Source organism: Flavobacterium undicola, assembly GCF_009909155.2.
Lineage (GTDB): Bacteria > Bacteroidota > Bacteroidia > Flavobacteriales > Flavobacteriaceae > Flavobacterium > Flavobacterium undicola.
The window spans coordinates 189112-208670 of the sequence record NZ_JAAAPM020000002.1 but is presented as its reverse complement, the minus strand read 5'-3'; the positions used below and the strand labels follow the sequence as shown (position 1 = coordinate 208670).

The 19559-nt window shown below is 28.4% G+C and carries 13 protein-coding genes; all 13 read right to left on the bottom strand.

Translation table 11 applies throughout. The features are described from left to right. Positions 1 to 10: 10 nt before the first annotated feature. Entirely contained in the window at positions 11 to 1072 is a 1062-nt protein-coding gene (locus GTZ96_RS02140; RefSeq protein WP_161640939.1) for a glycosyltransferase family 4 protein, read from the bottom strand. 351 nt (positions 1073 to 1423) lie between these two features. Then, complete coding sequence (locus GTZ96_RS02135; RefSeq protein WP_262890570.1) at positions 1424 to 2233, bottom strand: ABC transporter permease; 810 nt, start codon at positions 2231 to 2233, stop codon at positions 1424 to 1426. Beyond that, entirely contained in the window at positions 2233 to 3033 is an 801-nt protein-coding gene (locus GTZ96_RS02130; RefSeq protein WP_161640937.1) for an ABC transporter ATP-binding protein, read from the bottom strand. The genes GTZ96_RS02135 and GTZ96_RS02130 overlap by 1 nt, the downstream gene beginning before the upstream one ends. Before the next feature lie 8 nt (positions 3034 to 3041). Then, positions 3042 to 3707: a 4'-phosphopantetheinyl transferase family protein gene (locus GTZ96_RS02125; protein ID WP_161640936.1), complete on the bottom strand. Its 666-nt coding sequence runs from the start codon at positions 3705 to 3707 to the stop codon at positions 3042 to 3044. Further along, complete coding sequence (locus GTZ96_RS02120) at positions 3704 to 4420, bottom strand: thioesterase II family protein (protein WP_161640935.1); 717 nt, start codon at positions 4418 to 4420, stop codon at positions 3704 to 3706. The genes GTZ96_RS02125 and GTZ96_RS02120 overlap by 4 nt, the downstream gene beginning before the upstream one ends. A gap of 1295 nt (positions 4421 to 5715) precedes the next feature. Next, positions 5716 to 7221 carry a 2-isopropylmalate synthase gene (locus GTZ96_RS02115; RefSeq protein WP_161640934.1) on the bottom strand — a complete coding sequence of 502 codons (1506 nt, stop codon included), beginning with the start codon at positions 7219 to 7221 and terminating at the stop codon, positions 5716 to 5718. Between the two features lie 146 nt (positions 7222 to 7367). Then, the gene (locus tag GTZ96_RS02110; protein ID WP_161640933.1) at positions 7368 to 8606 is read right to left on the bottom strand and encodes an MSMEG_0569 family flavin-dependent oxidoreductase; all 1239 of its coding nucleotides are present in this window, start codon (positions 8604 to 8606) and stop codon (positions 7368 to 7370) included. A 62-nt stretch (positions 8607 to 8668) separates the two neighbouring features. Next, complete coding sequence (locus tag GTZ96_RS02105) at positions 8669 to 9415, bottom strand: nuclear transport factor 2 family protein (RefSeq protein WP_161640932.1); 747 nt, start codon at positions 9413 to 9415, stop codon at positions 8669 to 8671. Between the two features lie 177 nt (positions 9416 to 9592). After that, positions 9593 to 10402: a phytanoyl-CoA dioxygenase family protein gene (locus GTZ96_RS02100; RefSeq protein ID WP_161640931.1), complete on the bottom strand. Its 810-nt coding sequence runs from the start codon at positions 10400 to 10402 to the stop codon at positions 9593 to 9595. Between the two features lie 110 nt (positions 10403 to 10512). Next, complete coding sequence (locus GTZ96_RS02095) at positions 10513 to 12003, bottom strand: FAD/NAD(P)-binding protein (protein ID WP_161640930.1); 1491 nt, start codon at positions 12001 to 12003, stop codon at positions 10513 to 10515. A gap of 12 nt (positions 12004 to 12015) precedes the next feature. After that, positions 12016 to 13239, bottom strand: a complete 1224-nt coding sequence (locus tag GTZ96_RS02090) for an ATP-grasp domain-containing protein (protein WP_161640929.1) — start codon at positions 13237 to 13239, stop codon at positions 12016 to 12018. Positions 13240 to 13717: 478 nt separating this feature from the next. After that, entirely contained in the window at positions 13718 to 14413 is a 696-nt protein-coding gene (locus tag GTZ96_RS02085; RefSeq protein WP_161640927.1) for an iron-containing redox enzyme family protein, read from the bottom strand. Positions 14414 to 14970: 557 nt separating this feature from the next. After that, a complete protein-coding gene (locus GTZ96_RS02080) occupies positions 14971 to 19557 on the bottom strand; it encodes a non-ribosomal peptide synthetase (protein ID WP_161640926.1) in 4587 nt (1528 codons plus the stop codon). Between the last annotated feature and the right edge of the window lie 2 nt (positions 19558 to 19559).

The following is a 19559-nucleotide window of genomic DNA, read 5'->3' as shown; positions in this document are numbered from 1 at the left end:
CGTAATTAAATTACATAAATAATTTTTCCATATCATTCACATATTTTTCTATATAAAATTTTTTAGCAACTCTTTTTCTGCCTTCCTGACCAAACTTTAATCTTAAATCATCATTTTCTAATAATTCTGTAGTCTTAGTTGCTAATAATGCATAATCATACGGGGCTACCAAATACCCTGTTTCATTATTAACTATAACCTCTTGGGGGCCTCCTGATTTATACCCTACAACAGGTATTTCCATAGACATGGCTTCTATCAGAACCCTCCCAAAAGGTTCTTCAATGGCTGGATGAATTAAAACATCAATCTCTGATAAAACCATTATAACATCATTCTGAAATCCTACAAACTTAATAACATCAACTAAATCATGATTTTTAACATATTCTATTAATAGTTCTTTATACTTAATGTCCTTGGGATTCAAAATATCTCCAATTATTAGGAATTCAACTTCAGCATTTTTTTTATGTATGATTTGAGCTGCCTTTATAAAATCTATTTGATTTTTCCATAATGTTAACTGTGCTATACACGCTACTGTTTTAAGTTTTTTTTGCCTATTTGTATTTTTATACTTATCTATATCAATTCCTCCATAAATGACCTTTCCCTTAAAGTTAGCATTAAGTTGATTATTTATAAATACTGAATTACAAACAATTAAGTTTGAAAAAAGCTTCAATTTTTTTATAAATTTCTTATTCTTTAAATTATCTCTTACGTGCCAAATCTTTTTTGTTCTAAAAAATAGAATTCCCAACCAAATAAAATTTAAAAAAGAATTCGTTGTATTAAAATAAATAACCTCTGGTTTAAACTTTACTATCTGATAAAAACATTTGTAATTAATTACAAATGTTTTTCTTAAAAAAGAAGACCAAGAGACTTTATCTGTAATCGAATCAATCTCTAAATACTTAGTCATTTTTATATGCTTAAAGTGATCTACGTTTCCTGTTATTAACATTAACTGATACTTTGTATCTATTTTTTCAAGTAACTGCATTAAACTTATTTCAGCCCCACTAAAAAAAGGAGACGAGCTTATAACTAAGATTCTTTTCATTATCTACGAAATGATACTATTTTATTATTATGAACGTATGAGAATAGATGAAATTTATTACGATAAAATAAAGAGTCAACTTAAAAATGCTGTTTTATATTACCAAGATGATAATCGACAACCATTTTTTGAAATAATAAAGTATATAGTGCCTGAATGTGTTGGGTTGTGAATATATAATACTGAACTATCATCATAGCTGATAAAATTGTAAAAAACAAATACCAACAATAATACACCTAAAATCAGATATACTAAATTTCTTCTAATCCAAGATTTTTTTTTGAATTTTCTTATCCATTCCCATACTATGTAATTCTCAATTTATAATTTTATGATTGATTTTTTCTTCTAATATTGCATCAATGTTCCTGACTTTTTCCCTTTCTCAACTGCCCATTCAAAAAATTTCAAACTTAAAGGAAATAAAACTATAGCTATACAAAACAAAATAATTAATTGATTGGATAACATTTGAATTGAATACCCTTGTAAAATTGACAATCTTAAAGCATCCAAAGAATATTTAATTGGAACAAGATAGGTGAATTTTTGAAGTCCATCTGGTAATATTGCTACAGGAAACACAGCCCCTCCTAACAAAGAACTTAAAGCTCCAAAAACAATACTAAAAGGCTCCCCTTGTTTAAAAATAATAGTGCCTCCAGCTGAAAAAATCCCTAAGCTAATAAAGACGCCAAGCGACAAAATTAAAGTCAATAATGTGGATAAAATATTAATATTAGACATATCAAAACCCAAAAATAAAGCCGAAACGATAAACATAAATATTAATACGGTACCATTATGAATGAATTTAAAAATGGCAGACATAAATATAATCGTTTTGGTATCTGTTTGAGAACTCAATAAAGCCTCCAAACAACCTGCCATTTGATCTCTTCGAGTCGTTGCTGAAAATTCTTGAACCGCCATCATAAAATAAGTAGTAAATGCAATTCCGATTAGTGTAAATGAAAAATAATCTCCTCCATATAAAGCAAGACTCCCTTCCGTTTTAGATGGAACCATTTTTGCAATAAAAAAATAGGTCAAAAGAGGAAAAACAGTTCCAAAAGTCGTTGTTATTAATGCCATTTTATAACTTAAAAAAATGGTAAAATCTCTTTTTATAAATGCTTGTAATTTATATAATCTCATCATTTTACTTGGGCTAAATGGTATTGTTGATTTTTTGTGTTCGTCATCGTTTTGTAATAATTTTCTAGAGAATTATATTTTCCTTCTATTTCTTTTATACTACAAAAATCAACTATTTGCCCATCTTTCATAAAGCATATTTTGTCACATAAAATTTTAGCTTCGGCCAAACTATGTGTAGCGATTAACAACGTACGCTCTTTACTTTCATGTACCCGCTCTGAAATAATAGTTGCTATATCTTTGGCTGAAATAGGATCCAATGTCCTAGTAGGCTCATCCAATATTAAAATATCCGGGTTTGATAATAAGCCTCTGGCTATTGCCAATCGCTGTTTCATACCTGAAGAATACCCTGCAAAAAGCTTATTCTTAGAGAACTCTAAACCAACCATCTTTATTAATTCTTCTACTTTTGCATGCAGCTCTTTGCCTTTTAAATTGTCCAACGCTCCAAAAAACAACAAGTTTTCTTCTCCTGTCAACCTCCAATAAAAACTTCGTTCTTCATTTAAAACAAACCCAACATGCTTTCTTGCTTTCAAATTATCTTTTGAAGTGTCGTATGTATCTACCATGAGTGTTCCTGATGATGGATACAACAAACCTCCAATAATTTTCAAAAAAGTTGTTTTGCCCGCTCCATTGGCACCTAAAAAAGCAATGCGATCTCCTGGTCTAATTTCTATATCTACGCCTTTTAAAGCTTTAAAGTAATTATTACTAAATGGTTTTGTAATATATTCTATATACCTTTTGGGTATAGGAAATTGCATAACTATATTTTTTGCTGAAATCATTCTAAGTATTAGATAATATTAAATTCATTTTCATAAAAATCGATATAACATTTTGAGATTTGAACATCAGAAACATTTGTAGCTAAACATGTGCTATAGGCTTCGTTTATTTCAATATGTTGTATATACCATTGTTTATTTTCATAACAAACCTCCCTATCTTTTTCCTGGATCTGAAGTAAAGGAATTGACAGTCCTCGTCCATCGGCTTTAATAATACTTTCCTTCATAGTCCAATAATCAAAAAAAGTTGCGGTTGGGTTAGTTGATGCATGAATATCACTCCACTGATTAGGTGTCATGATTTTATTAAAATGATCAAAATTGATATCAGATATCTTTTCGATATCCACTCCAAGACGCACATCTTTGGAAAAAGCACAAATTACATATTCTCCTGAATGCGATATATTAAAATCAAAACTTTCTTCGAAGTAGGGACGTTTATCTGTACTGTATTTTAAATCTCCTAGAGAAACAGTATCGTATCCGTTTGTATTCAAAACTTTAACTAGTAAAAGCTTTCCAAACAGATTAGCATGTCGATCTTGCCATCTTACAAATCTTTGATTTTTTTCTTGCAATTCCAAAGGCAATTTACTTAAATAGTCTTGATACAAATACTTTGGAAGTTCTTTTTTAAATTTTGAATAAAAGATATGGGCTATTTTCAAATACTATTTTTATTACTGAAATTTTGTTTTTCACTATGATTTATGAAACTTTTTTTAAACAGATTTATAAAAAAATCAACATGGTTATAAATAAAAAAATGATTGCCTTCCATTTTGGTTATGGTAACTTCAGCTGTTGTTTCATCTTTCCAACCTAACATTTCTTCCTCTATTGCTTCTTCAGAACCATAAAAAACATCAACGGGTATAGTTAGTTTTTCTTTTTTTTTATATTTATAATTCTCTATAACTGTGAAATCTGCTTTTAAAATGGGGGTATAAAAATTAATTAGTTCAGGATGATTTTGTAATTCATCGGGAATGCCTCCTAATTTTATAACTTCTTGCCAAAATTCTTGATCTGGTAAATGGGCAATTTTCACTTCTCTTTCTGCAGAAGGGGATTTCTTACCACTAACTACTAATTTTAGGGGCTTTTGCAGCCTTAATTCTTCTATTTTTTGACAGATTAAATAGCCTACTAAAGCTCCCATACTATGGCCATAGATGATATAATCTTTACAAGACGCTATTTCATTTTTAACTTTTTCAAGTAAATCTTCAATGAGTAATTCGATATCAATAATTAAATTTTCATTCATTCTTAATCCTCTTCCTGGATTCTCAATCACTATTATATCATTAGTTTTATTTGTTAATTTTTGAAAAGAGTATTTACTTCCGCCAGCAAAAGAAAAGAATATTATTTTCATTTTTTATAAATTTTACAAGTGATTTATCTATAAAAATATTGTCAATTGCTCTACCTTTTCCCCTCCATAGATATTTTTATATTGAAGTTCGTTTATAAATATTAAGCGCATGATTGTAAATTTACCAAGCACATTTAGAGATTATGAATTGAATAAGCTATTTGCATTACGATGTTTCTAGTTTTCTCTTTATAAATTCGGATTTTATCTTTAACAATCTTCAATACTTTAACCTCTCTATTGCATGTTCAATAATCACTCTTTTTGATGTTTTTGCATTGCTTTCTTGCTTTTACAATTCTTCGTTAAATTCTTTTTCTTTTGGTTTTTCATAGGTTGTGATACAGTTATATTATCGCGTATATCTTTGGTAACTATTGTCTTGACACAACTTAACAATACATGCTTACGGAAAATTAATGACTTTTCATCTACCAGTTTTTATCATGAGTAGTGCCTTTATAAACTCTGTTCAAATACAAATTTTTCTATTTTAAGCACAATCAGATTATGTTTATAGTTGTTTTGTTACCACTATAATTGTTCTTTTTTGTGGAAGGTTTTTGAATGCGATGTTCCGTACCATCAAAAAACACAACCACCGTTTTTTTCAACAAAACCGATAACTCTTCGAAAGTAGATGCAGGGATTAAAAATAAATGAATCCAAATAATTTGCCTTAGGCTGTAACATACCCCAACTACTAGACAGAGTTTCTTGTAAGGAGTTGCCTTTTAATAACATTAAGACAAAACAGAGTTTGTCTTGGGATTTTCAAAATTACTATTCTTCCTTATTGAAGCTGACCGCTTCCTTGGTTCGCCTAATATGGTAAACTAAATATCATAAATATCTAATTAATCTTTAAAATACAGATTAAGATAATCGAAGAATTCCAAACCTAATCCCAACACTGCCTTAAATTGTTTTGCGTTTTTTGACAAGCTAGCATAATATCTGATTTTTTTATCAATTCCTCCTCAGGCTTTGTTCTTGATCCATTATATTTTTGCTTTTTTTCATTATTATGACGTTCCTCCTGACGATATATAGTTCGGAAAGAGCCATTATGAATGCAAAAGCGAAACAAAAAATATCAAGCCATTTTAAAACTAAAAACGGTGCGTAAATCTTTGCTGTCATCCGCTCAGTTACTGATACCTGTATTAAAAACGGTCAGAATGTCTTAGAAGCGTTTAAAAATATTGCTAATTTACCAGGCTGAATCGTTACATTACTGTCTTAAACTATGTAATTCTTTTTTCTTGTTTTGGGGACAGCATAATCATTCTTTTTTAAATCTTATTTAAGGCATTAATATAAGCATTCACGGACGCAAGAACAATATCTGTACTAGAAGAGTCTCCATTGTAAATTAAACATGAATCCCCATTATTAACTTTAATCGTCATACTTACCAAGCAGGTATCAGATGCCCCATTTGTAATTCCTTGTATTAAGAAATGCTCAATCAAGATGTCTTTTTTTAATATTTTGTTAATACTTTGAATTGATGCATCCACAGGGCCATTCCCCTTAGCGGTAGCAGACTCTTCCTTACCAAACAATTGCAAAACAATTGTTGATTCACAAAAATCAGACTTTTCGTCTCTACTATAATTTACTGACACTATTTTAATCGAACTATCTACATTATGCTTATTATTCATCAATTTTAATAAGTCATTTTCATTAACGGTAGATTTGTTATCAGCAATTTTTAAAAAAGAATCATATTTTAAAGCTAGTTCATCTTTACTTAAACTAAACCCCAGCGCTTCTAACTTATAATTTAATGCCGCTTTACCACTTCGTGCGCTCAAAACAAGCGAAGTCAAAGGAGCACCAACTAACTCAGGATCAATTATTTCGTAATTATTCCTATCCTTTATAATCCCATCTTGATGAATTCCACTTGAATGCGCAAAAGCATTTCTTCCTACGATTGCTTTGTTTGATTGAATAGGACTTTTCATTAATTTTGAAACAAGCATGCTTGTTTCAAATATTTTCTTAGTATTTATTTTTGTTATATACTTATTTGATTCTCTAACCTTTAATAACATTACGATCTCTTCTAAAGCGGAATTACCTGCCCTCTCACCAAGACCATTTATTGTACATTCAACTTGCCTAGCTCCATTAAGTATTGCACTGTAAGAATTTGCTGTCGCCAAGCCTAAATCATTATGACTATGCGCAGATAATGTTACCTTATCAATATTAGAAACATTATTAATTAAAAATTTAATTATATTACCATATTCTTCTGGAGTTGCATATCCATTTGTGTCTGGAAGATTTATAACTGTTGCTCCTGCCCTAATAACTGCATCACAAACTGATGCTAAAAAATCTAAATCCGCGCGACCTGTATCTTCTGCATAAAACTGCACATCATCTACATAATTTCTCGCTAACTTTACTGATTTAACAGCAATATCTATAATATTTTCTCTAGTCGTTCTTAACTTATTCTTAATATGCATATCTGAAACTCCTATTCCTGTATGAATTCTCTTTCTCTTAGCGTATTTAAGAGAATCCGCTGCTGCTAAAATATCTTTTTCTACAGCTCTCGCTAATGAACATATAATAGGTTTATTAACATTTTTTGAAATTTCTATTATTGAATTAAAATCCATTGGACTAGATATTGCAAATCCTGCTTCTATAATATCAACTCCTAACATCTCCAATTGTTCCGCAACTAGCACTTTTTCATTACTACTTAATTGACAACCAGGAGTCTGCTCTGCATCTCTAAGAGTTGTATCAAAAATATAAATTCTATCTGTCATATTATTTTGTTTTAAATTATTGAATTATAAATAAATTTTTACTTGTGCTATATTAAGGCAACAGATTCTTTTTAACAACAACCAACCAATTTAACAACAAATATTGATAACTAAGCGGTTTTTTAAAAGTTCATTTGTTTGCGTTGCTAATATAAACGTTTTATAATATGATTACAAATATATTCTGCATCCTGCCCTACATATGATAACCCACCTGAACCATATGTATATAACCAAGGTAATCCTATAAAATATAATCCTTGTTCATTGGTCACTCCACGATCATGAGTTGGATAATCATCACTATTAAATAAATGAGGAAAATCAATCCATTTAAAATCTAACTTAAAGCCAGTGCACCAGACTACCGACGTAATACCTGCTTCATTATAATCTAATGCCGTTTCGTTATTTTCTGTTGGTTCCCATAGCTGGTTATATCTATCATATTTAGGAGCCTTAATATTATTACTATCTATATATTCGTCTAGTGTTTTTTGTATACGTTCATAAGCAAGATCTGCATTATCTAAGTTTTGCTTTAAATCGTTTTGGAATGAAATAATGCCATTATCTATGCTAGAAATCCTCCCATGTAACTTCATACCCTCCATAGCAAATTTTCTTAAATCGACATCCTGCCCTCCATCTCTCCCAGTAAGGTAATTGTTAGGTTTTCTTCTTAATTCATCAGGATTTTCTTGTTCTCCAACAGGTTTATTATAATGCCCCATCAACTCTAACCAATATACAATATCCTTCCCTCGGTGCCTACGAGGAGCCCTTGGAGCCGAACCTACACTCAAATATACTTTTTTGCCAGACATGTGTAAGTCTTGAGCAATCTGGACTCCTGATTGACCAGTGCCTATAACAAGTACATTTCCTTCCGGAAGAAGTTGAGCGTTTTTGTAATCAATAGAATTAATTTGAACTATAGATTTATTAAAGGCTTTACTAAAATCCTGTGGGATATTTGGAGTATGATATCCTCCTATAGCGCTTACAACAATATCTGCTGAATATTTTCCATTTGAAGTTTCTAGATAGAAAATATCTCCTAATTTCTCTTTGTATACTTTTGTGACATTTACGTTTCCTTCAAAAGGAGGATTAAAAGTATTAGCATACCCCTTAATATAATTAATCATTTCATCTTTTACCATAAATCCATCTGCATCATTGCCATTATAATGATAATCAGGTAGTCTGCATTGCCAATTTGGTGTAACTAAACAAAAATTATCCCATCTGTTTTGTACCCACGAGTTCCCAATTTCACCACGATCTAATATCAAATGATTTATAGCATTTTTCTTCAAATAATAACTTAATGACAATCCAGCTTGACCACCGCCAACTATAATTACAGAATAGTGATTCATAATTTTTTTCTAAAATTTATATAAAACATTTAATTGATAATCCTTTTTTGTCATCACGACATTTAGTTAACAAAAACTTTTCTTTCATTAGCTATTTTCCATTCACCAGACACTTTGAATAAGGTTAAATATGAAACAAATCCATCCGTATTGTTGTCAAGTTTAACTATTGACAAAGAATCATGAAAAACATCAATTGACACCAATCTATTGTTATATCCCGCTTTTGTGTCTATATTTTGTAAAAACTCAAATTTGTTTTTTAACTCTACTCTATCGGTAGGGAATATACTTTTTAACTCCCAATTCTCATCAAGAATACTTTTTAAACCTTCATTATCATTATGTTGAATTTGTTTAAAATAAGATGCTATGACTTGTTCAACTAAGTTATAATCATTACAATTATTGAAATTCGGTACTATTTCTTTTACCCAAACTTTATCCAATATCAACCATTCTTCACCAAACTTTATCATAAAAAAAATTGACACGTGCATATTTGGCATTTTATCAACTCTTACTACTGAAAGTTTATCTTTTAGTATATCAACAGTAATAATTTCTCTATCTGCTGAATAATCTTTAATGGAACCAATATTTTTTAATCTGTTCAAAAAATCAATTTTACTCTCAACTCGTATATTGCTTTCGTTCAAAACATTATTGTCAAGCATTTTCCATTCTTCATGGAATACTTTTTCAAGTAGTTCTAAGTCCGAATTTTCAACACCTTGATAGTATAAATTTATTTTCTGGAAAATTTCAGACAAATTCTCCACTTCATTATTAGTTACAGGTATATTCATTATTTTTTTATTTTATTTTTTTATTTTAAAATCTATAAAGCCCCCTGATAGTATCCCAAAAAGGAGGCATACTTTGATTTTTGACATTTTTGAAAGATAAATACATCCTATTTATTGAGTGTATCTGCTGATTTATTTAGGGGTAGCATTAAGAACTACGCAAATAATACTTGTAGCTTATATTAATTCAAATAATTCGTGATCTGAAATCGTTTCAATAGGACTAGAATCATGATTAACTATATAACTAGGTCTTGGATTTGAACTATCGGTAGATGTATTGTTTACATCATTATATGTCAAGAATAACACTTTTCTATCAAAAGGCGATAAATTCGCATTAGAGGCGTGTAATATATTACCATGAAATATTAATACAGTACCAGCCTTACCTTTAGCATTAAAAATACCTCCTTTACTGTTAATTAATTTTTTTAATGTCTGTTTTTTTATCACATGCTGCATTTCTGTAGACAATAGAGCATTCTTACTATCCAAAAACATTTTGTCATTTGGCACCATATTAACTTCCTCTTTGTGAGTATTAGGCACGATAAACATAGGTCCATTAAATTCATCTACATCATCTAAAAAAATGGAGAAATTTATTATGTTAGATGTGGGAATATTATCTTCTCTTTTCCAATAATAATAATCTTGATGCCATTGCCACCATTCACCTAAAAGACCTTCTTTAACATTAATTTTACTTTGGTATAAATAAACACCGTTGCCTATTAATTGTTTCATAGGCTCAACAATTTTATTGATTTTTGCAACTTTTTTAAACACATCACTTTCTCGTTCTGGCGCAAAAATAGTCCTGATTCCTCCATTACTTTCTTTTACAACTGTAGGCGAATTTTCTTTAATTGTAACAGGAATGTCATTTATTAAACATTCAATTTCTTTATCAGAAAAATAATTTTCAATCAATAGAAAACCTTTTTCTTCAAAAATCTCTATTTGTTCTTTACTTAGTTTCATATATGTTATTAATTAATATTTTATTTTTTTATTTTATAGTACATTTTTAGCCATTATGCCATTAAGACTTTAAATACTTATGTAAAGTCTTTAAAGCTGCCAGTTGATATTTAAGAAGTTACTCCTGTGATTATTATAGGAATTCTCGAGGTACTAATATGATTGGTTATTATATTAGCCTGTCTGGACGATTCCAGAAAAAAATTAGATACAATTAAGTTGTTTCTTAGTGTGGGACCTATTGCATATACAATGGGCGCATCGATATTTGAATTAGCATCAAAATCATTTCTGCATTTAAAAAATTTATTATCGATATCTAAAGAGTTCAGCCTATTTATATTTGTTTTAACAACACCTACTTCTAACATTGAATTTAACAACGAACTAAAATCTTTATTTTCGATATTTATGGGAGAAGAATCAATAATTTTATTATAAACAACATTTTTGTTTTTTATTAAAAATCCTTTCTTTGAATTTGAATAATAAACATTTTCATGTGACGATTTAGTAATTTCCAATCTCCCATTATTTAAATAATCTTTTAATAACAAAGCATTTTCTAAAGGCATTGAAGATATAAATCTATCTATTATTTTTTTATACTTATTCTTAATAAGAATTCTATCAGCTGTTGAAAATTTAAACCAATAATTGGTTAGTATTTCCAACATACTAAAGACTAAAACTTGCCACTTATTCTTTGAGTAAATACAATTCAAAATATCCGTTTCTAATTGTATTTTTGGATCTTTACTTATTAAAAAATAACTCTTTACATCCTCTTTAGTAGTTAACAACAATAGCTCTTTAAAAAAAAGTCTTTTTAAATGATTTACACTAATAGTTTCATTTTTAAAACCTTCTAAACCTAAATACTTTGGTATATAATCTCCTCCCATGTCTGACCTAACCGATGGTAAACTACCGCTTTTTGATAGGATACAAATTTTACCTTGATGTTTACTTTCATTAAGCAATAGCATAGTATCAATAGCTGATAAATTTGAACCAATTATAAGTACATTGTCATTCTTATGAATTTTGCCATTTATATTTAAAAAAGAATTTTCAATATACCCGTCATTATTAGAAAGTTCCCCGAGTTTGCATTTCATATTAATGGATGAACTTGTATGCCCAGTACAAAGAATTACATACTTAAATAAATACTCGTTCATACTAGTATCAATAAATGTGTGTTTTGCATCATATTTGAATAAGAAAAAATCAAAAATTGTTACATTATTGTTTTTTTCAGAACTTTTTAATAAATATTCATTTAAAGTTTCAAACAAGTATTTTGATGCTAGATTTCTAGGCACAAATGCTGATTTCAACTTATACTTTTTAGGTATATCTTTCTTAGAATTTAACCATTTAAAAAAATGCAATCTATCTTCATAGAAAACAGATGTTGTATCTACGGTTGTATTTAGCAATAAACTATCTGAATCCACTCTAAAAGAGTTTCCTTTACAGAAGTTCTGATTGATATCGAATATTGAAATGTCTAAATTTGAAAGATTTTTCAAAAGATTAATTAATACCGAAATACCACATGGACCGGCCCCAACTATAGCAATTTTCTTTTTCATTTTAAAATTACATTAGTTAGTAATAAAATTAGCAATTTCAAAATGTTTCAATGTTTCAAAATCTTTCAGTGCATTATCGTAAGATTCATTATATACAAGAATAAATGCTAAAATATCAATTGCATTTTTTGATTTTTTTAGTAATTGCCCTTCTTTATAATTCCACGTAATATTATAATTACCAGTAAGAGCAGGCATATTGTTCTTATTTATAGTCCCATTTTTTGTGGGCCAAACTACCGAAAAAGCATGTTTTCCATCACTGGTTTTCACATCAAAACGTTTTTTATTCATAAATAATGAAACTTCTAAATCCAAAATATTAATTCCAAAAGTTTCTTTATATAAATCAATGACAAATAACCCTGGCGCTCTGGCACCTGATTCAATAAACACCATTTCTTCATTGTCATTCAAAAAAACTTCTGTATGCTGAATACCATCGGGCATACCTAATGCTTCGACACAGGAAAGTGCAAAATCTTTAACTTTTGAATTATTAGATTTAATGGGAAAAGAAGATGTTGAGTAACCATTTGTAAAATCTAATGGAGGTACATTAAAAATACAACTTTCAATGAAATAAACTTTTCTTTGAAAAATAACTGTATCAACGTGATACATTCTTCCACTAATAAACTCTTCCGCTTCATAAGTATAATCTTTACTATAAAGAGAATTAAAGAATAGTTTAAAATCTTCATATGAACTTACTAAAAATACACCGTTTGAAGCAGCTGAATTTATTGGTTTAATTATAATTTTATCTCCTAATTTATCTTTAAGGTGATTATAATAATCAGTATCTGAATTTTGATTTAAATAACAATTTTTCGGAACTCTTAAACCGCTATTTGCTATTTTTAGCTTCATCTCCATTTTATCTCTAAAAAATGCAGCTTCTTTAGTTTTCATACCAAAGATTTTAAAGTCTTCTCTTAATCTAGCTACTAATTCAATATTAGCTTCATCTTGACAAAAAAATAATGCCTCTTCATTATTTTCTAATTCATTTTTAATTATTTTAAATACTTCTGTATACTCTAATCTGCATAGAACCTTGTATTTATCGCAAACATCGTCAACAAAATGGGTTCTAGTAAATCGAGACATTAAATCTTCAGAAATATTTTTGATATCACTCTTACCCAAAATCAGCACTACATCATATGCACTATATTCTGATAAGCTATATCTTGAAGCTTGTCTTAGCCCAATAAAAAAAAGTTTTTTCATAAATATCAACAAAATTTATAATTAATTGGATGTAATTATTTATAACCTAAGACTGGTTAAAAATTAACACACTTAAGATCAGTATCTTTATGTTAAAAAAATAATATACAATATCCGTTTTTTATTTTTTACTTATCTCAAATTCTATTTCGCTAAAAAAGTCTATCCATAAACTCCACATTTCTTTTGAATACTTAAATCTTGAATTCATGTCTTCAATACTTATAAAATAATTTCTTTCACCTCATTATAAATATATTCACTTAGAATACCATGTCCATACTCATTTGAATTAACATAAAATGCTTGTTCAAGCAAGCATTTTATGTTTGGATTCAAATTTGACTTATTATCTACTATTAATTTCTTTTCTACTTCATTATCACAGCTCAAATTATCAAAATCATAATTTAACATTTGCCTTGTTCCTATAAAGTAGACGATTCTTTTTGTATCAACAATTGAGTTTATTATTAAATTAAGCTACGCTTGTCTTTTTTTTGTTTATTTGTAAATCAATTTCTGTAAAAAAATTAATCCACAAGTTCCACATTTCTCTTGCAGTTCTCAGAATCTCATCAACTCTTTCCTTTTCAAACTTAATATCTAATACATTATCTACATTTTTAACATGATTTGGTTCTTGTTTAACATGTATATCTACCCACGGCAAGTCTTCCATTTGTTTTCCACTAATTTTACTTATAGCTAACCCAATAGAAGATACCATTACTAAATCTGCAACTTCGGTAGCATATAAAAAACCAAGGCTAGAATTAAATCCTTCTGCAGCTGCTTTATAGCCTTTAATGAGTTCATTCGTTGCATCAAATGCAGGACTATTTGCGATTTGTTTTTCGTCTAATCCTACATCAACACATGTAGAGATATAAAGCTCCAAATGTGAATCATTTGGATTTCCACAACCTAATTCCTCATGCAAAATATCTGAAATGAACGATTGAATAGATGTGTTTTTTATATTGCTGATTGATTTAGATAAGAAAAAAGGAAAGTTTTCCAAAGGATAATACCATTGACCTACTACCATTGATACTTCATCCCTAGTCAATTGTCCACCTTTCATTTTCTTTAAAAATTGATGTGATACAAGTTCAAGACGTTTTGGGTCTGCTTTTAATTCTTTCTGAATTTCTGATAATGTTTTTTCCATTTTAAATTTAGATTAATTATTAATTATTGTTTTAAATTTTCCAATTAATTATTCCATATATAGATTTCCTTATTCTTGTGAATAAGGAAATCCTTAATAAATGGAAATGAGTTTGATTCTGGGGTATATTATTTTCCTCTAAGACAGAGTATTCGTAAGGTTTTCGATAATTATTTTACTTCTTTAAGAATAAGTAAATTTAATTTTAGCTAATTAATTATAACCCCGAGAGCATTTAGGCTATGCTAACTTTAGGTTGTATTAAACTCCTAATATATTGATTATTATTATATTGAATAATTGTAATAGTTATTCTTTTTGGAAATAATAACTATTATTTTAAATCCCGCATTTTTTTCGTACAGTTAAGTCTATCATTAGTATGCTGATAAACCATTCTTTACCTCCCAATAAAAAACCAAATGTTAAATTAAATTATATTTAATGTTTAAAAGATAAATGCAGAACTTATATCTAAACTTTGAAAAACTTATTTGTATTAAACAAACGGCAATTTACTCAGGTTAAATGTAAAATTTTGTAATTTAATTTATCCTTTACAACGGATAAGAATCTAACATTTCTAATAAAATATCACGTAACCTTTTTATTGTATAGGATTTAAATAATGATTTATTATAAATTATAGATAAGTTTATCTTTTCATCTGTTTCTTTTGAGACGATAAACATCAATTCATAAATACTATATTCTAAATCTCTTTTTATACTAATTTCATGAAAATTAGCACTTGAATTTCTCTTTTCATTGTCATATGCTGATGATTCATTCACAAAAACTTTATAATATGGCATGTTTTTTAGGTCGAATTTCCGATTAGTATCTCTTACCAAATCAGTAAAAGTATAATTTCTATGAGATATTGCATTTAAGTATTCACTTTTAACAATTTGAAAATTTTCATGAAAATTTAATTTATTATTAAACTTTGTTCTAATAGGCAAAGTTGTTAAAAAGAAGCCTACTTCATCTTTAGAAAACAAATCATCTCTATCTGCTAAAACAATTCCTGATGTTATTTCATTTTGATTTGTAAACCTAGCTAGTGTCATATTAACCAAATAAACATATATCATTAATAGGCTTACATTATTTTTTAAAGCTATTCTGAGTATTTTTTTTGACCTATGTGAATCTAAATTTATATTTATATTACTTGCAAAAAATGTCATCTCTTCTTTTGGATAATCGTATGGTAATTTAATATCATTCCATCCCTCCAAATATTTGTCAATCCAAAAAGCCTTATCTGAGTAATAATTTTCCATTCTTAAGAGTCTTTTCTCTTCTAGAATTCTTGAATAAGAATAATCAGATTCATTTGCTTCTTTATTCATTAAGAAAGTCTCATCCCCCTTATTAATATATAAATAATATAATTGTTTTAGAAAAATATCTATACCCCAACCATCAATTATTATATGATCAATAACCATAAAAATTACAAATTCCTCTAAATCTAAATGGACTACTTTAACCTTTATTAAGATATCCTTTTCCAGGTCAAATACCTCTGGTTCGTGGCTTAGTATCTTGTGTAATTCCTCATACTTATCTTTAGAAGTATTTCTTAAATCAACATAATCTACAATCAAGTTACAATCACTTTTAAAGCTAAGGAATAACTCAGAATCAATTTTGAAAAAATTTGATCTTAAGGATTCGTTCTTTTTAATTAAACTACTGAAAGCAAACTGAATGTCTTCAATATTAAGCTTAAAATTACATTTAATAGCCTTCTTTATATAATAAAAGTTGTTTCCTTTAGATAAATCATATAATCTTTCCTGACCAGGAAAAGGTTTAATTAATGTATTATTTACAATTTTAGGAATATCTATGTCTAGCTTTGCACTTATAGTGTCTGTTGATAAGATTAAAGCCACTTGTTGATTTAATTCTGAATTTTCATACAACTTAGATATTTCTATTTTTTTATTAAAAACATAGTTTATTCTATTACTTAATTGAATGAGATTTAAACTACTTCCTCCTAATTCAAAAAAATTATCATTTACTCCAATTTTCTTAATATCTAATACTTCACTCCATATTTTAATTATCTTTTCTTCCAGTTCAGTTTTAGGAGCAACATAGGCTTTTTTTATGACATCATTATCACTTAATAGTGGTAAAGCTGCAATATCTATTTTACCATTAACTGTTAGAGGTAAAGCTTCCAGTTTTATATAAAAATCTGGCAGCATATAATTCGGAAGTCGATATGTTAAAAACCTTTTCAACTTATGTTTCTCTAATTCTCCAATGGAAACTATATATGCCAATAATATTTTTTCTGAATGTTTTTTCTGACTAACCTTTAAATAAACCTCAGTTATATCTTTTGAATATTTTAATATCGTTTTTTCAATCTCATCTAGCTCAATCCTATAGCCTCTAATTTTAACCTGTTTGTCCTTTCTTCCAGAAAATTCGATATTACCATCAGATAACCAACATCCTAAATCACCTGAATCATACATTCTAGTTCCCTCATTAAAAGGATTTGGAATAAATTTTTCAGCTGTTAATTCTAATTTATTTAAGTAACCTCGTGCAAGACTAGCTCCTCCAATATAAATTCTTCCTATATTCCCTAATGGCACAGGTAATAAATTTGCATCAAGTATATATATATGTGTGTTTGAAATAGGAGAGCCTATTGGAATGATAGATTTGTCAATATCATTATTATTTGAAACCCTAAAGAAACTAGTACATATTGTAGTTTCTGTTGGTCCATAAGCATTAATAATCTCTGTCCCATTATTTATATAATATTTAATATTATCATATTTAATTGGTTCAACACCTATCAAAATTCTTCTTAAAACATATTTGCGCTCATTAAGACCTTCAGAAATTTTCTTCAAATACATTGGATGAATGTAGCAATGAGTAATTTCATTATTCATTATAAAGTTAGCATACTCATTTGGAGATATAACAACTTCATATTTAGGAATAAATAAAGTAGAGCCACAAATTAAATTTGAAAATATTTCTAAAACGGAGACATCAAAATTATAGTTACAAGTTAGGCTGCTTCTATTGTTTTCTTTTAGATTATAAGTTTTAAGTAAATTTATCAAACTAACATTCTCAACCATAACCCCTTTTGGGTAACCAGTAGTTCCCGATGTATATATCACATAGACAAGGTTAATAGAAGTATTGTTTTTTTGAATATTTCCAATTGACCATTTTTGATAATTTTTATAAAAGTTTTCAATTTCAATCTTATCAATTACAAATTTAGTGTTACTATCATTTTCTATATAACTAATTCTTTCTTTGGGATAAGTTGGGTCAATTGGAACATAAGCTGCACCTGATTTTAATATTCCCAAAATTGCGATAATCATTAGTTCGCTTCGATCTAACTTAATCCCAATTAAATCATCTGGGACAATTTGATAATTTTCTCTTAAGTACCCCCCTAATTGATTAGCTTTTTCATTCAGCTCATTATAAGTTAACTCTAAATCTTCAAAAACAACTGCAATATTATTAGGTGTTCTTTCAACTTGTTCTTCAAATAAATCTATTATGGTTTTATCTTTTGGATAATCAACTTTTGTGTCGTTAAAATTAATTAGTAATTGTTTTTTTTCCAGTTTTGACAAATACTCTATGCTCTTAATAGGTTGTTTTTCATTTACAGCCATCTCATTTATCATATTAATATAATGAGTACCTAATTGTTTAATGAAATCTTGTTGATATAAGTCTGTATTATATTCTAATTCCAAATTTAAGTCTCCATCTCTATTTTCTGTAAAAACAAAAGAAATATCGTACTTACTGGTCTTAGAAACATTATCTCTTTGAATGACCTTTAACCCCTTCGATTCAATACCAATTTTTTCATTATTCTGAAAGACAAGCATACAATCAAACAATGGACTTCTACTCGCATCCCTTCTTATATCTATATCTTCAAGAATCTCATTAAAAGGATATTCTTGATGTTCAAAAGCTTCTAAGGTCGTTTCTTTAACTTCTGATAACAAGTCTAAAAAAGAACTTTCAGAAGTTACTTTTGTCCTTAATGGCAGTGTATTTACATAAAAACCTATTTGATTTATTACATCTTGGTGAACTCTTCCTGCGGTAGCTGTTCCTATGATAAAATCTTGCTGTGAAGTGTATCGATACAAAATAGCATTTAATCCTGACAAGAGTCCCATAAACAATGTGGCATTATTTTCTTTACAAGTTTCCTTCCATTTTTCAATTCTCAACTTGTCTATCGATAATAAAACTCGGTTTCCAACATAAGTTTTCACTGGTGGTCGAATTCCTAACAAATCTAATGTGGGTAATTCACCTGATAACTTATCTTTCCAATAAGATCTTGATAGCTCCATTTTTGAAACCCGATCTCTCTGCCAAACAGCATAGTCTTTATATTGAATTTTCAAGTCAGGCAAAACAACATTTCCTCCTTTACTTAGTTGCTCATAAATATGCAACAACTCTTTAATCAAAACACTTACGCTCCAACCATCACTAATGATATGATGGAATGTAAGACTTAAAATATAGTCTTTTTCATCAATCTTGATTAAAACACTTCTAAATAAAGAATCCTTTCCTAAATCAAATAATGCATTTCCATACGTCTTTATCAACTCTTCTTGTTTTGAAAAATCATGTTCTTCAAAACAATTAAAAGCTAAGTTTAACCTGCCTTTTTCATGAATTTGTTGATACAACTCACCTTCTTCGTCCACATAAAAAGTGGTTCTAAGAATTTCATGACGATCCATTAAAATTTGAAAACTTTTTTCTAAAAAAATTGGATTTACCTCTCCTATTAAATCAAAAATAGTTGTTATATGATATGCATTTGATCCTTCTTCAAACTGACTTAAAAACCATAGCCCTTTTTGCCCTGATGTAGCTCTGAAATCAGTTTGCTTAAGTGTTGGTGCTATACGGCTTTCATTAACTAAAAAATTAATTAACGAAGATTTATTAATCTTAATTCTTTCCAATAAATCAGGATTACTAAAATCATCAGGAAAACTTAATTTTAGATTATTATCCTTTAATGAAATGGTACCACCAAAATATTTTATATCTTGAAGTATTTGTTTTGTGTTATCTGTCAATATCATTT

Excerpts from the sequence above, each read along its gene's own strand:
- GTZ96_RS02095 (WP_161640930.1), bottom strand. The coding sequence starts at position 12,003 with ATGAAAAAGAAAATTGCTATAGTTGGGGCCGGTCCATGTGGTATTTCG.
- GTZ96_RS02140 (WP_161640939.1), bottom strand. The coding sequence starts at position 1,072 with ATGAAAAGAATCTTAGTTATAAGCTCGTCTCCTTTTTTTAGTGGGGCT.
- GTZ96_RS02110 (WP_161640933.1), bottom strand. The coding sequence starts at position 8,606 with ATGAATCACTATTCTGTAATTATAGTTGGCGGTGGTCAAGCTGGATTG.
- GTZ96_RS02115 (WP_161640934.1), bottom strand. The coding sequence starts at position 7,221 with ATGACAGATAGAATTTATATTTTTGATACAACTCTTAGAGATGCAGAG.
- GTZ96_RS02080 (WP_161640926.1), bottom strand. The coding sequence starts at position 19,557 with ATGATATTGACAGATAACACAAAACAAATACTTCAAGATATAAAATAT.
- GTZ96_RS02090 (WP_161640929.1), bottom strand. The coding sequence starts at position 13,239 with ATGAAAAAACTTTTTTTTATTGGGCTAAGACAAGCTTCAAGATATAGC.
- GTZ96_RS02120 (WP_161640935.1), bottom strand. The coding sequence starts at position 4,420 with ATGAAAATAATATTCTTTTCTTTTGCTGGCGGAAGTAAATACTCTTTT.
- GTZ96_RS02100 (WP_161640931.1), bottom strand. The coding sequence starts at position 10,402 with ATGAAACTAAGTAAAGAACAAATAGAGATTTTTGAAGAAAAAGGTTTT.
- GTZ96_RS02105 (WP_161640932.1), bottom strand. The coding sequence starts at position 9,415 with ATGAATATACCTGTAACTAATAATGAAGTGGAGAATTTGTCTGAAATT.
- GTZ96_RS02135 (WP_262890570.1), bottom strand. The coding sequence starts at position 2,233 with ATGAGATTATATAAATTACAAGCATTTATAAAAAGAGATTTTACCATT.
- GTZ96_RS02085 (WP_161640927.1), bottom strand. The coding sequence starts at position 14,413 with ATGGAAAAAACATTATCAGAAATTCAGAAAGAATTAAAAGCAGACCCA.
- GTZ96_RS02130 (WP_161640937.1), bottom strand. The coding sequence starts at position 3,033 with ATGATTTCAGCAAAAAATATAGTTATGCAATTTCCTATACCCAAAAGG.